Consider the following 13,326-nt stretch of genomic DNA (forward strand, 5'->3'; position numbering starts at 1 on the left):
CGGTAGCCAGGACCGTGACCCCCGGTCAGCCGGTGCGCCCCCGGGACGACGGGGGGATAACCCCCGCGTGCCCCGCTCGACCGGCCAGGGTGGGCGGTTCCCGCCTACCCTGGCGTCATGCGCATCGACCTCAACGCCGACCTCGGGGAGTCCTTCGGGACGTGGACCCTCGGCGACGACGACGCGATGCTCGGTGTCGTCACCAGCGCCAACGTCGCCTGCGGCTTCCACGCCGGGGACGCTCGCACGCTGGAGCGGACGGTCGCGGCGGCGGCCGCGCGCGGGGTGGTCGTCGGTGCCCAGGTGTCCTACCGCGACCTCGCGGGGTTCGGTCGCCGTTTCGTCGACGTCGATCCGGCGGACCTCGAGGCGGACGTGCTCTACCAGGTGGGGGCGCTGGAGGCGCTGTGCCGCGTGGCCGGGACCCGCGTGGCCTACGTCAAGCCGCACGGCGCGCTCTACCACGCCGTCGGGCGCCACGAGGGGCAGGCGCGGGCCCTGGTGAGTGCCCTGACCCGGTACGACGCCACGCTCCCCCTCCTGCACCAGGAGGGCTCGCTGGTGTCCCGGCTGGCGCAGGAGGCGGGGGTGCGGGTGGTCGCCGAGGCCTTCGCCGACCGGGGCTACCGCCCCGACGGCACCCTCGTGCCGCGCTCCGAGGACGGCGCGGTGCTGCACGACCCGGACGCCGTGGCCGCGCGGATGCTGCGCCTCGTGCGGGAGGGCGTGGTGGAGGCGGTGGACGGCGGCGACGTGCCGGTGCGGGTCGCCTCGATCTGCACCCACGGCGACTCCCCGGGTGCGGTCGGGATGGCCCGGGCGGTGCGCGCGGCGCTGGAGGCGGACGGGGTCGAGCTGGCGGCGTTCGCCGGATGAGGTGCTGATGGAGGTCACGCTGCTGCCGATGGGCCGGGACGCGGTCCTCGTCGAGGTCGGGGGCACCGAGGAGGTCCTCGTGCTCGCGGACGCCCTGCGGACCGGGCGGCCGGAGGGCCCGCCCTGGGCGCGGACGGTCACCGAGGTCGTGCCGGCGGCCCGCACCCTGCTGCTGCGGGTGGCCGGCCCCGCCGACCTGCCGGCGGTGCGGGAGGGGCTGGTCGCCCTCGCCGCCGCCCTGGACGCCCCGGCGGACCTCGACGCGGCGACCCGCCACGCCTCCGAGGACGCCGTGGTCGTCCCGGTCACCTACGACGGCGCCGACCTGGCGGAGGTGGCGCGGCTGACCGGCCTGGACGAGGACGAGGTGGTGCGGGCGCACACCGGGTCCACCTGGCGGGTCGGCTTCATCGGCTTCGCGCCCGGTTTCGCCTACCTCGTGGGCGGCGACGAGCGGCTGCACGTGCCGCGCCGCGACACCCCGCGCACGGCGGTCCCGGCCGGGTCGGTGGGCCTGGCCGGCGAGTTCGGCGGCATCTACCCGCGGTCCTCGCCGGGCGGGTGGCAGCTCGTCGGCCGCACCGACGCCCCCCTGTGGGACGTCGACCGCGACCCGCCGGCGCTCCTGCGACCCGGCGCGACCGTCCGCTTCGAGGAGGTCTGATGCCGGCTCTCGAGGTGCTCGACGTCGGCCCCCTGGTCCTCGTGCAGGACCTGGGCCGACCCGGTCTGGCCGAGCTCGGCGTCGGGCGCTCCGGTGCCGCCGACCGGGGGGCGCACCGGCTGGGCGCTCGGATCCTGGCCCAGGACGAGGCGCTCGCCGGTCTGGAGGTGCTGCTCGGCGGGTGCCGGCTGCGCGCGCGCGGCGCGGTGACCGTCGCCATCACCGGCGCCGAGGCCCCCGCCTCCGTCGACGGACGGGCGGTCGGCTGGGGCGCACCCCTCCGCCTCGAGGACGGCCAGACCCTCCGGCTCGGGGCACCGACCTCGGGCCTGCGCACCTACCTCGCGGTGCGCGGCGGGCTCGACGTGCCCCCGGTCCTGGGCTCGCGCAGCCGGGACACGCTGGCCGCGCTGGGCCCGGAGCCCGTGCGCCCCGGCGACGTCCTGCCGGTCGGCCGGCCACCGGCAGAGCCCCCGACGGTCGACCAGGTGGCGCCCCCCGCGGATCCCCCCGCAGCCCTCCCGCTGCACCTCGCCCCGGGACCGCGCGGCGACTGGCTGGCTGACCTCGAGGCGCTCACCGCCCAGGTGTGGACGGTCAGCGACCGCTCCGACCGGGTCGGCACCCGGCTCACCGGGCGGGCGCTGACCCGGGCACCGGCATACCGCGACCGCGAGCTGCCCAGCGAGCCGATGGTGCGGGGGTGCGTGCAGGTGCCCGCCGACGGGCAGCCCGTGGTCTTCGGGGCCGACCACCCGGTGACCGGCGGCTACCCGGTGGTCGCCGTCGTGGAGCCCGTGGACATGGACCGGCTCAGCCAGCTGGGCCCGGGGACGCAGGTGCGGCTGACGTGGGCCCAGCCCGGCCTCGCTCGTCCCTGACCCCCGACCGGCCCTTCCGTGTGCGGTCGTGGCCCTGAGCGGGCCACCATCGCGCACAGAGGGGCCCTCCCGCCTCTGGCCCGGCCTCGGTCGTGTGCGGTCGTGGCCCTGGGAGGGCCACCATCGCGCACAGGGGCGCCTGCCCGTCCCGGGTCAGGCCCCCGGACGCAGAGGAAGGGCGCGTCGGTCCCGTGACAGCCGACGCGCCCTTCTCGCCAGGCACACAACCCTCCCGATGACCTGTGATGGGCGCGCAGGGGGGTGTGCCCACCACCAGTCACATTGCGATCGTGCCTGATCGGCCCGACGTCACCGAGACGTGACGCCTGGTCGATGTCTCCACGCTAACGGGGTGACGGCAAAGGCCGGGTATGCCGCGGGTAAGGACTTGGTCAAGTCTGGGGCGGATGGGGTCGCCGGTGGCCGCGACGGGCCCGCCCGGGTGCGCGAGACTGCTGCGTATGCATCTGGCCGAGGTGACCACGACGTCCGCCGCGGTGGCGGCGACCCGCTCGCGCACCGACAAGACGACCCTGCTCGCGCAGGCCCTCGCCCAGGTGGCCGACGGGGAGCCCCGCGAGGTCGAGGTGGTGGCGGACTACCTCGCCGGCACCCTGCCGCAGCGTACCGTCGGGGTCGGCTGGCGCTCCCTGCGCGACCTCCCGGACCCGGCCGCGGACACGTCGCTGACCGTGCTCGAGGTGGACGCGGCGCTCAGCGACCTCAAGCGGCTTGCGGGTGCGGGCTCGACGGCCGCGCGCACCGCGGCCCTGCGCGAGCTGCTCGGTCGCGCCACCGCCCAGGAGCAGCAGTGGCTCGTGGGCCTGCTCACCGGGGAGCTGCGCCAGGGGGCCGGCGACGGCGTGCTGCTGCCGGCCATCGCCCGGGCCGCGGACGTGCCCGAGCCGCTGGTGCGCCGGGCCGTCATGCTCGCCGGCTTCCCCGGCCCGGTCGCCCGCGCCGCGCTGACCGGCGGGTCGGCGGCGCTGGAGCAGGTCCGGCTGGAGGTCGGCAGGCCGCTGCGGCCGATGCTCGCCGGCTCCGAGCCGGACGTGGCGTCGGCGGTCACCGGGGAGCGCGAGCTGGCCCTCGACCTCAAGCTCGACGGCATCCGGGTCCAGGCCCACCTCGACCGGGACGCCGAGCAGCCGGTGCGGCTGTTCACCCGCAGCCTGGAGGAGATCACCGACCGGCTCCCCGAGGTGGTCGAGGCGGTCGGCGCGCTCCCGGCAGGGTCCGCCGTGCTCGACGGCGAGGTCATCGTGCTCGGCCCCGGCGGCCGTCCCGAGCCGTTCCAGGTCACCGGCGCCCGCACCGCCTCGCGGACCGACCCGGCCGAGCTCGCCCGCACGACCCCGGTGACGACATACCTCTTCGACCTGCTGCACCTCGACGGCCGCGACCTCGTCGACGAGCCCGCGACCGAGCGGTGGGCGGCGCTCGGCGACCTCGCGCCCGGGCTGGTCGTGGAGCGGGTGAGCACCGACGACCCGGGGGCGGCGCAGGAGTTCTTCGACCGGGTGGTCGAGCAGGGGCACGAGGGCGTCGTCGTCAAGGACCCGCAGGCGCCCTACGCCGCCGGCCGGCGCGGCGCCGGGTGGGTCAAGGTCAAGCCGCGCCGCACCGCCGACCTCGTCGTCGTCGCTGTCGAGTGGGGCAGCGGGCGCCGTCAGGGGTGGCTGTCCAACATCCACCTCGCGGCCCGCGGCGCCGACGGCGAGCCGGTCATGGTCGGCAAGACGTTCAAGGGCATGACCGACGAGCTGCTCGCCTGGCAGACCGAGCGCTTCCTGGGCCTGGAGACCGCTCGCGAGGGGCACGTGGTGCACGTGCGGCCCGAGCAGGTGGTCGAGGTCGCCTACGACGCGGTGCAAACGTCGAGGAGGTATGCCGGCGGCGTCGCCCTGCGCTTCGCCCGGGTCCTGCGCTACCGCGACGACAAGCCGGTCGAGGAGGTCGACACGGTGGAGGCGCTGCGCTGACCCCCCACCCACCGAGCGCCGCGCGTGGTTGTCCTGGACCTGACCGAGCGCCGCGCGTGGTTGCCCTGGACCTGACCGAGCGCCGCGCGTGGTTGCCCTGGACCTGACCGAGCGCCGCGCGTGGTTGCCCTGGACCTGACCGAGCAAGGCGCCGTCCTCGGGGTCCGCGGCGAGGGCCTGGCGCCCGGTCTGGTGGGATCACCTGACGCGCTGTCCCTGTCCGTCGAAGCACGGTGACTCGACGTCGAGGTTGACGCGGGCGTCGAGCTGCGGTGCGACGGTGACCGTGAACCCCTGGTCGTTGCGGTGGTACGTCACCGGGCTGGAGTCGGGTGCCGGGTTGTCGAGACGTTCCCAGCCGTTCGCGTCGAGCCAGTCACGGACGAGCTGCGCCTGCTCGGCCTCCAGCTCGGGGTCCGCCTCCTCCGAGACGCGCAGCTGTGTCCCCTCGGCCCAGGCCGAGATGTCGGACTTGGCGTCCAGTGTGCACGCCCGGATGGTCCCCTCTCCGGGCTTGTCCTCCAACGGTGGCTTGTCCTCGAGGTCGAACTGGTCCCACAGGTCCTGCAGGATCTCCCGGACGCGGGGCTGCTGCTCCCTCGCCGCTGCCTCGTCGGCGCTTCCGCTCACGCTGGCTTCCTCCGTCGTCGTGGAGCCTTCCGGGGTGGTCGCACCACCCAGGTTCTGACATCCTGCCAGCGTCACCGCGGCCAGCGTGAGCACCGATCCCAGGAACCTCACGCGGGCTCCCCTCCCTGCCCGAAGCTGCCGTCCAGCGGGCCGGGCGCCATGATCTCGGGCTGCGACTGCTCCCACGGGGACTCCAGATCGTCGACAGGGACGGGGTCGGTGCCAGGGTAGTCCGGCTCGTCGTAGACGTTGTCCGGGCCGATCCAGTCGCCGTCCTCCCGGTAAGGGATGACCTCACCGCCGGTGATGACGCCGACGATGTTGGTCCATGCGTCCGTCCCGGGGGTCACCACGTGGCTGTGCGCGTCGAAGCCCTCCAGGCGTTCTCCGGCGTGCTCCCCTTCTGTCCAACGCCCGGTCTCCAGCCGGATGAACTGGTCGGAGCTGTTCGGGTTGTCCCCATGCCCCCAGTCCTCGGGAAGGCCGACCCACCAGCGCACGTCCTCCGAGGCCTGGGCCACGGCGATGCTGTCGCCCGGGGCGGTCTGGGTGAAGCGCTGGACGTCCCGGTCATGGCCGTCCCAGGTCTGCCGTGGGTATGTGTCCGGGGTGGAGGGCTGCTCGCCCCACGGGTCGAGCGGCCAGGGGAGCGGTCGGTGCAGCCCCAGACCGGAGCCGGAGGGGGCGACGAGCATCGTGCGGTCCACGTCCATGCCGTAGACGTCGGCGAAGCCGACGATCCCGCCTCCCGCGGAGTGGCCGACCGCGGTGACCGTGCGGTCCGCCATGCCCAGGCCCTCGACGAAGCGCAGCAGCGCCTGCCCGCCGTCCTCGGACCAGCGCGTCTGGGTGGCGTCGGAGGCCACCGAGTTCGGCACGTCGATGCCCATCCAGGTCACGCTGCTCGTGTCGGGGTCCTCAGCGAGCTGCTGCACCCGGTCGACGTAGCTGCCGATGTTCGACAGGTCCGTCGTCGTCCCCGGCACGAAGATCCCGACGTTCTCGCTGTCCAGCTCCCCGTGCCACTCGGCATACCGACCGTCCCCACGGGGGTCGAAGAGCAGGACGGCCCGCGCATCAGCGGGCAGCACCGCCCCGACGGCGTCCTCCACGTCGGCGAAGCGGGGACGCTCCAGGGGCTCCGTCAGCCCCTCGTAGAGCTCCAGCCGGGCGAGGGAGCGCTCGACCTCCTGGTCCCGCAGCCGGAAGTCGTGGAGCAGCGTCTGGGCGTCCTCGCCCATCAGACCCTCGAGGATCGTCTCGCCCAGCCAGTCGGGATACCACCCGGGCAGCGCGTCGAGCGCCTCCTGGCGGGTCGCGGCGTTGTCCGGCATCGCCTGCAGGACCGCTAGCCGCTGCTGCTCGACGTCGATCGCGCTCTCGACCAGCAACCGGTTGGCCGCCGCCCGGTGCTCCACCGGTATGCCGTCCAGACTCCCGATGAGCGCCGGGTGGAGCAGCCGCATCCGCTGCTGCTCCAGCGGGCTCAACCCGGCCCAGTACTCCCGGATGCCCTCGATCGCGTGGGGGTCGGCGACCTGGCCGTCCTCGAGCTCACCGATCGCCGCCCACAGGCCGGACAGCACCGGGTCGTCGGCGTCGCGCGGCTCGTGGTCCGTCGTCAGCGCGGCCATGACGTGCGGGTTGCGCTGCAGGAAGCCGGCCAGCCGTTCCTGGTCGAGCTCGTCGAGCAGGGCGCGCACGGCGTCCGGGTCCCCGGCCCGGGCGATGCGGGCGAGCAGCGCCTCGTCGGCCGCGGTGTCGACCAGGCCGTGGTCCCGGAAGACCTGCCAGGTCCCCTCCGGCGCCTGGGACCGGGTGAAGCTCGCGGTGGAGGAGCCGGGCTTCAGGGCGGCCAGGGAGGCGCGGACCTGGGCGAGGGTGTCGCGACAGCCGCGGTCGGCCGTCCGCAGCATCTCCGTCGGGTGCTCGGCGCGGTCCCGCAGGGTGCCCTCCCGCCGCCGCACCTCCGCCCAGTCGACCGTCTCGATCGTCTCGCCGGTGTAGTGCGTCACCTCGGTGCGGGGCAGGTCGGCGTGCAGCGCGTCCCAGTCGCGCTGCACCTCGCGCAGGGTCGGCGCGTGCTCGTCGAGGGCCCCGGCCAGCCCGTCGAGGGCGCCGCCGGCGGCGCGGAGGTCCTCCTGCAGGGTCCGCAGGCCGTCCTGCGCCGGGTCGGCGGCCTCGTCGGCCCGGTCGGTGATCTGGCCCTCCCACCCCAGGGCGGCGGCCGCCTGCCCGAGGGTGCGTCGCAGACCCACCCGCTCGTCGTCGACGACGTCCGCGGCCGAGCGCAGGCCCCGGGCGGCGGTCCGCAGGGGGTCGCCCTCACCGACCATCCAGCCGGGGATGTCGAGGCTCATCGCCCGCCCGTGGCATCCGCGGCGTGGTCGGCCAGCGTCTGCATCCCCTCGCCCAGCGTCGCGAGCTCGCGGCCGGCGTCCGTCAGGCGCAGCCGCGCCGTGCTCTGCAGCTCGGCGAGCACGGCCGCGGTGGAGGTCCCGCGCAGCGCCCCCGCCAGCTCGGCGACCGCGACGTCACCCGTGGCGCCCCCCAGCGCCGCGCCGCCGTCGCCCAGCTCGCGCGCGGCCTCCCTCGTGGCGTCGATGTCGACCCGTGGCATGACCCCTCCCTCGGCGCAGACCATACCGGAGCGAGCGGGCGACGGCTCCTCGTCAGGTGGCGGACGGCGTCGCCGACAGGACACGAGGTCGGGCGTTTGGGACGATCAGGGTCCCACCCCACCGCAGGAGGTCGACGATGACCAGCGCCAGCGCGAACCTCGCCCACAACCTGGCCGCCACCGCGCAGGCCCAGCCGCACGCCCGGGCGGTGATCCTGGACGACCTCGTCCTCACGTACGACGAGGTCGAGCACTCGGCCCGGCAGCTCGCCGGGTGGATGCGGGCCCAGGGGGTCGGCGAGGGCGACCGGGTGGCGCTCATGCTGCCCAACGTGCCGGCCTTCCCCGTCCTCTACTACGCCGCGCTGCGGCTGGGGGCGGTCGTGGTGCCGATGAACCCGCTGTTCAAGCGGCGCGAGATCCAGTTCTACCTCGAGGACTCCGGCGCCTCGCTGCTCGCGGCGATGCCGGGGGAGGACGCCGCCGCCGCGGCCGGGGCGACGGGCACCCGGCTGCTCACCGTCGGTCCGGAGGGCCTGAGCTCCTACGTCCACGGGGACGACGCGGTGGACCCGGTCGAGGAGGTCGTGCCCCGCGACGGTGACGACACCGCGGTCATCCTCTACACCTCCGGCACCACCGGCCGCCCCAAGGGGGCGGAGCTGACCTGCGACAACCTGCAGTCCAACCAGCTCGCGACGACCGAGACCCTGCTGCACCTCGACTCCTCGGACGTCGTCATGGGCTGCCTGCCGCTCTTCCACGTCTTCGGGATGACCTGCGGCATGAACACCGCCTTCGCGACCGGGGCGGCCCTGACGATGATCCCGAGGTTCGACCCGGCGAAGGCGCTGGAGGTCATCGAGCGCGACCGGGTCACCGTCTTCGAGGGGGTGCCGACGATGTATGGCGCGATGCTCGCCGCCGCGGGTGCCGCGGCCACCCCGCCGGACCTGTCGACCCTGCGCACCGCGATCTCTGGCGGGGCCAGCCTGCCGCTGGAGGTCATGAAGAGGTTCGAGGAGACCTTCGGCGCGACGATCCTCGAGGGCTACGGGCTCTCCGAGACCTCGCCGGTGGCCTCGTTCAACCACCCGGACGCCGAGCGCAAGGCCGGCTCCATCGGCACGCCGATCCGTGGGGTGCAGATGCGGCTCGTCGGCCCGGACGGCGCCGAGGTCGGGGCCAGCAGCGAGGACGACCCGCAGGTCGGGGAGATCTGCATCCGCGGGGAGAACATCATGAAGGGCTACTGGAACCGACCCGACGCCACCGCCGAGGCGATCGACGGCGACGGCTGGTTCCACTCCGGCGACCTGGCCCGCCGTGACGAGGACGGCTACTACGTCATCGTCGACCGCAAGAAGGACATGATCATCCGCGGCGGGCTCAACGTCTACCCGCGCGAGATCGAGGAGCTGCTCTACGAGCACCCGGCCGTCGCCGAGGCCGCCGTCGTCGGGGTCCCGCACCCCGAGCTCGGCGAGGAGGTGGCGGCCTACGTCGTGCTCGCCCCGGACGCGCAGGCCGACGAGGCCGAGCTCGTGCGGCACGTCAAGGAGCAGGTCGCGCCGTACAAGTACCCCCGCACGGTCACCGTCATCGACGAGCTGCCCAAGGGGGCCACCGGCAAGATCCTCAAGCGCGAGCTGCGCGGCGACGGGGCCTGACGGCCTCCCTCGTCCGGCTGGTCCACCGTCGGCCCCCAGGTCATCCGTCAGCCCCCTCCTCGCGGCCGATGGTGGACCTCGGGGCCGGGAGACGGCGGGCGTGGGGCAGGGTCGTGGGGGTGACGACGGACCGGCATACCCCGGGCGAGCCCGCGCGGCGCCCCCACATCCTGCTCATCCTCACCGACGACCACGCGGCGCACGCGGTGGGGGCCTACGGGTCCCGCATCACCACCACCCCGCACATCGACGGCATCGCCGAGCGAGGGGTGCGGCTGGACCGCTGCTTCGTCACCAACTCGCTCTGCACGCCCAGCCGGGCCAGCATCCTCACCGGCACCTACAGCCACGTCAACGGGGTGCGGACGCTCTCGACGCCCATCGACCCGAGCCAGCCGACCTTCGTGTCGCTGCTCCAGGAGGCGGGCTACCGCACCGGCCTCGTCGGCAAGTGGCACCTCGGCGAGGGCCCGGCCCACCAGCCGCAGGGCTTCGACCACTGGGAGATCCTCGTCGACCAGGGGGAGTACGTCGACCCCACCATCGTCAGCCCGGAGGGCACCCGCACCGAGCCGGGCTACGCCACCGACGTGCTCACCGACCTCGCCCTGGGGTGGCTGGACTCCCTGGACGGCGACGAGCCCTGGTGCCTGCTGCTGCGGCACAAGGCCCCGCACCGGCCCTGGGTGCCGGCGCCCCGGCACACCGACCTCTTCACCGACCCCGTCCCGCTGCCGGAGACCTTCGAGGACGACCACACCGGTCGGTCGCAGGCGGTGCGGGACGTGTGGATGAGCGTCGCGGAGCACCTCACCGCCGAGGACCTCAAGGTCGACCCGCCGACGGACCTCGCCGGGGCCGAGCTCACCCGGTGGAAGTACCAGCGCTGGATGGAGGACTACCTGCGCTGCGTGCAGGCGGTCGACGAGAGCGTGGGCCGGGTGGTGGACACCCTCACCGCGCGGGGCGAGCTGGACGACACCGTGCTCGCCTACAGCTCGGACCAGGGCTTCTTCCTGGGCGACCACGGGTGGTTCGACAAGCGGCTGATGTTCGAGGAGTCGATCCGGATGCCCCTCGTGCTCTCCTGGCCACGGGGTCTCCCGGGCGGTGGCGTCCACGACGGGATCGTCTCCAACGTCGACCTCGCCCCCACCATCCTCGAGGCGTGCGGGGTCCCCGCGCACCCCCGGATGCAGGGCCGCAGCTTCTGGCGCGACCTGGTCGGCGGCGACGCCCCGCCCCCGGCCGACGGCCTGTACTACCGCTACTGGGAGCACGCCGACGGCAACCACCACGCACCGGCGCACTACGGCTACCGCACGGAGCGGCACAAGCTCGTCTACTACTACAACGACCCCCTGGGCCTGCCGGGCACGACCGGCGGACCCGGTGAGCCGGAGTGGGAGCTCTACGACCTGCGCGCCGACCCCGCCGAGCTGCGCAACGTCGCCGACGACCCCGGCTACGCGGACGTGCGCGAGGAGCTGGAGGCCCGGATGTGGCGGGCCCAGGCCGAGCTGGGGGACGAGCCGCACCCGAGCCAGCCGGTGCCCCGGCTGCTGCGCTGAGGTCGGGCGGTAGCCTTCCGGGGAGTCCGGGCAGGCCGGCGGGAGGAAGGGCCGATGGTGGAGGGCACGGGGCGACGCCCCACGATCTACTCCGTCGCCGAGCGCGCGGGGGTCTCGATCGCGACCGTGTCGAGGGTGCTGCGTCGCCCTGGCGAGGTGCGTGCCTCGACCCGTGACCGCGTGCTCGCGGTCGTCGAGGAGCTCGGCTACGTCCCGGACGGTGCCGCTCGCTCGCTCGCGGTGAAGTCGCACGAGGCCCACGGCCTGGTGCTGCCCGAGCTGCGCGGCCCCTACTACGCCGACCTGCTCACCGGCTACGAGCAGGGCGCGGCCGAGGGCGGTGCCAGCGTCGTCGTCCTGCTGACCCACGGCAAGCAGGACGTGGACCTGCTCGTGCGTCGGCTGGCCGGCCGGGTCGACGGGATGGTGCTCATGGGCGCGGTCCCGGTGTCCCCCGGCACGGTCGCCGCGGTGCGGGCCAAGCTGCCGGTGCTCGTCCTGGCCGACCGGCACCAGGCCTCGGTCGAGAGCTTCAGCACCGAGAACGTCAGCAGCGCCGAGCAGCTGACCCGGCACCTCATCGACGTGCACGGCCGGCGCTCGCTGCGCTTCGTCGGGTCGCCGGAGTTCGCCGACGACGTCCGGGAGCGGTATGCCGGCTTCGTCGCCGCGCACGAGGCGGCGGGACTCATCCCGGCCGAGCCGGTCCCGGCGACCTTCCGCGAGGACGACGGTCCCCGGGTGGCCTCCCTCCTGGTCGACGGCGGGATCGCGTCCGACGGCGTGGTCTGCGCCAACGACGAGCTGGCGCTCGCGGTGATGCAGCGGCTGCTCGCGGCGGGCGTGGACGTGCCGGGGCGGATCAGCGTCACCGGGTGGGACGACGTCATGGCCGCCCGCTACGTCACCCCCGGGCTGACGACGGTGAGCCAGCCCGTGCGCGAGCTGGGTCGTGAGGTCGCGGTGCGCATGCGGGCCCTGCTGGAGGACCGTGACTCGGCCCCCGAGCAGCACGTGCTGCCGACCCGGCTGGTGCTCCGCCAGTCCTGCGGCTGCGCCTGACCCCTTGTGCGTCGTGAGAACCCGGTGTATGTTCGGCACAACGCTATGTAAGCGCTTACGACGACGAAGGAGTCCTCATGCGACGTACCACCCTGCTGGTCGCCCTCACCACCACGACCGCGCTGGCCCTCACGGGATGCGGCCGGGACGACGGCGGAGCGGGTGACGCGGGTGCCCCCCAGACCGGCGAGGCGGTCTCGACCGACGACCTGTCCGGCGAGCTGGAGGTCTGGGCCATGGGTGCCGAGGGGGAGGCGCTGCCCGACCTGGTCGCCGGCTTCGAGGAGCAGTACCCCGAGGTGAGCATCAACGTCACCCCCGTCCCGTGGGACTCCGCGCACGACAAGTTCGTCAACTCCATCACCGCCGGCACCACGCCGGACGTGGCGATGATCGGCACCACCTGGATGGGCGAGTTCGCCGGGATGGACGCCCTCGACCCCACCCCGGGCTCCATCGACACCTCGAAGTTCTTCGAGGGGGCGCAGGGCACCATCGAGGTGGAGGGCACGTCCTACGGGGTCCCGTGGTACGTCGAGACCCGGATGGTCTACTACCGCACCGACATCGCCTCCGAGGCCGGCTACGACGAGGTGCCCACCGACCAGGAGGGCTTCAAGGAGATGGCCGCCGCCATGCAGGAGCAGGAGGGGGTCGACTGGGGCATCAGCCTGCAGCCGGGGCAGACCGGCTCGTGGCAGACGGTCGTCCCCTTCGCCTGGTCCCGCGGTGCGCAGATCGCGACCGAGGACGCCTACACCCTCGACACCCCGGAGACCGTCGCGGCCGTCGACTACTTCGGCAGCTTCTTCGACGAGGAGATCTCCGACGCCAACCCGCCGGAGGGCCAGACCGAGGCCACCTTCACCGACGGCAGCGTCCCGATGTTCGTCTCCGGGCCCTGGATGATGAGCCTGGTCGAGGACTTCGCCGCCGAGGGCGGCGAGGAGGACTTCGGGTCGATGTACGACGTCGCCCCCATCCCCACCGCCGACGGCGGGGAGTCCAGCTCCTTCATCGGCGGCTCCAACCTCGGGGTCTTCGCCGACACCGAGAACCGTGACGCCGCCTGGGCTCTCGTCGACTGGCTCACCCAGCCGGAGACCCAGGTGGAGTGGTACGACATGACCAGCGCCCTGCCCTCGGTCCAGGCCGCCTGGGACGACGAGGCGCTGACCGAGGACGAGAAGCTCGCGAAGTTCGGCGAGCAGCTCACCACCGCGCAGGCACCGCCGTCGTTCCCCACGTGGGAGCAGGTCGCCGCCGCCTTCGACGCCGAGATGGAGAAGGTCGCCAAGCAGGACCTGTCCGGCGAGGAGGCCGTCCAGACCGCCCAGCAGCAGGCGGAGTCCATCGGCACCGGGCAGTAA

At 74.1% G+C, this 13,326-nt stretch carries 11 protein-coding genes; 8 read left to right on the top strand and 3 right to left on the bottom strand.

The genetic code is table 11. The features are described 5' to 3' along the window. The first annotated feature begins 117 nt into the window (after window positions 1-117). The 4 genes from FHD63_RS00525 to FHD63_RS00540 all read left to right on the top strand — a co-directional run bounded on the left by FHD63_RS00525 (window position 118) and on the right by FHD63_RS00540 (window position 4,403). Window positions 118-876, top strand: coding sequence for a LamB/YcsF family protein (locus FHD63_RS00525; RefSeq protein ID WP_139719215.1), 759 nt, complete (start codon window positions 118-120; stop codon window positions 874-876). A gap of 7 nt (window positions 877-883) precedes the next feature. After that, window positions 884-1,540, top strand: a complete 657-nt coding sequence (locus FHD63_RS00530) for a 5-oxoprolinase subunit B family protein (RefSeq protein ID WP_139719217.1) — start codon at window positions 884-886, stop codon at window positions 1,538-1,540. After that, window positions 1,540-2,421, top strand: a complete 882-nt coding sequence (locus FHD63_RS00535; RefSeq protein ID WP_139719219.1) for a 5-oxoprolinase subunit C family protein — start codon at window positions 1,540-1,542, stop codon at window positions 2,419-2,421. Before FHD63_RS00530 ends, FHD63_RS00535 begins: the two co-directional genes overlap by 1 nt. A gap of 461 nt (window positions 2,422-2,882) precedes the next feature. Continuing rightward, complete coding sequence (locus tag FHD63_RS00540; protein ID WP_139719221.1) at window positions 2,883-4,403, top strand: ATP-dependent DNA ligase; 1,521 nt, start codon at window positions 2,883-2,885, stop codon at window positions 4,401-4,403. Between the two features lie 198 nt (window positions 4,404-4,601). On the opposite strand, the gene FHD63_RS00545 is transcribed toward FHD63_RS00540, so the two are convergent. Genes FHD63_RS00545 through FHD63_RS00555 form a run of 3 tightly spaced genes read right to left on the bottom strand, consistent with a single transcriptional unit; the run spans window position 4,602 to window position 7,653 of the window. Further along, entirely contained in the window at window positions 4,602-5,144 is a 543-nt protein-coding gene (locus FHD63_RS00545) for a hypothetical protein (protein WP_139719224.1), read from the bottom strand. Continuing rightward, complete coding sequence (locus FHD63_RS00550) at window positions 5,141-7,393, bottom strand: alpha/beta hydrolase (protein WP_139719225.1); 2,253 nt, start codon at window positions 7,391-7,393, stop codon at window positions 5,141-5,143. The genes FHD63_RS00545 and FHD63_RS00550 overlap by 4 nt, the downstream gene beginning before the upstream one ends. After that, window positions 7,390-7,653, bottom strand: a complete 264-nt coding sequence (locus FHD63_RS00555) for a hypothetical protein (protein WP_139719226.1) — start codon at window positions 7,651-7,653, stop codon at window positions 7,390-7,392. The genes FHD63_RS00550 and FHD63_RS00555 overlap by 4 nt, the downstream gene beginning before the upstream one ends. Before the next feature lie 137 nt (window positions 7,654-7,790). Between FHD63_RS00555 and FHD63_RS00560 the strand changes: the two genes are divergently transcribed. The 4 genes from FHD63_RS00560 to FHD63_RS00575 all read left to right on the top strand — a co-directional run bounded on the left by FHD63_RS00560 (window position 7,791) and on the right by FHD63_RS00575 (window position 13,326). Beyond that, window positions 7,791-9,323: a long-chain-fatty-acid--CoA ligase gene (locus FHD63_RS00560; RefSeq protein ID WP_139719228.1), complete on the top strand. Its 1,533-nt coding sequence runs from the start codon at window positions 7,791-7,793 to the stop codon at window positions 9,321-9,323. A gap of 119 nt (window positions 9,324-9,442) precedes the next feature. Beyond that, window positions 9,443-10,894 carry a sulfatase family protein gene (locus FHD63_RS00565; protein ID WP_238705714.1) on the top strand — a complete coding sequence of 484 codons (1,452 nt, stop codon included), beginning with the start codon at window positions 9,443-9,445 and terminating at the stop codon, window positions 10,892-10,894. Between the two features lie 54 nt (window positions 10,895-10,948). Further along, window positions 10,949-11,956: a LacI family DNA-binding transcriptional regulator gene (locus tag FHD63_RS00570; protein WP_139719232.1), complete on the top strand. Its 1,008-nt coding sequence runs from the start codon at window positions 10,949-10,951 to the stop codon at window positions 11,954-11,956. A 77-nt stretch (window positions 11,957-12,033) separates the two neighbouring features. Next, entirely contained in the window at window positions 12,034-13,326 is a 1,293-nt protein-coding gene (locus FHD63_RS00575) for an extracellular solute-binding protein (protein WP_139719234.1), read from the top strand.

Origin of the sequence: Serinicoccus chungangensis (genome assembly GCF_006337125.1) — a bacterium.
GTDB lineage: Bacteria > Actinomycetota > Actinomycetes > Actinomycetales > Dermatophilaceae > Ornithinicoccus > Ornithinicoccus chungangensis.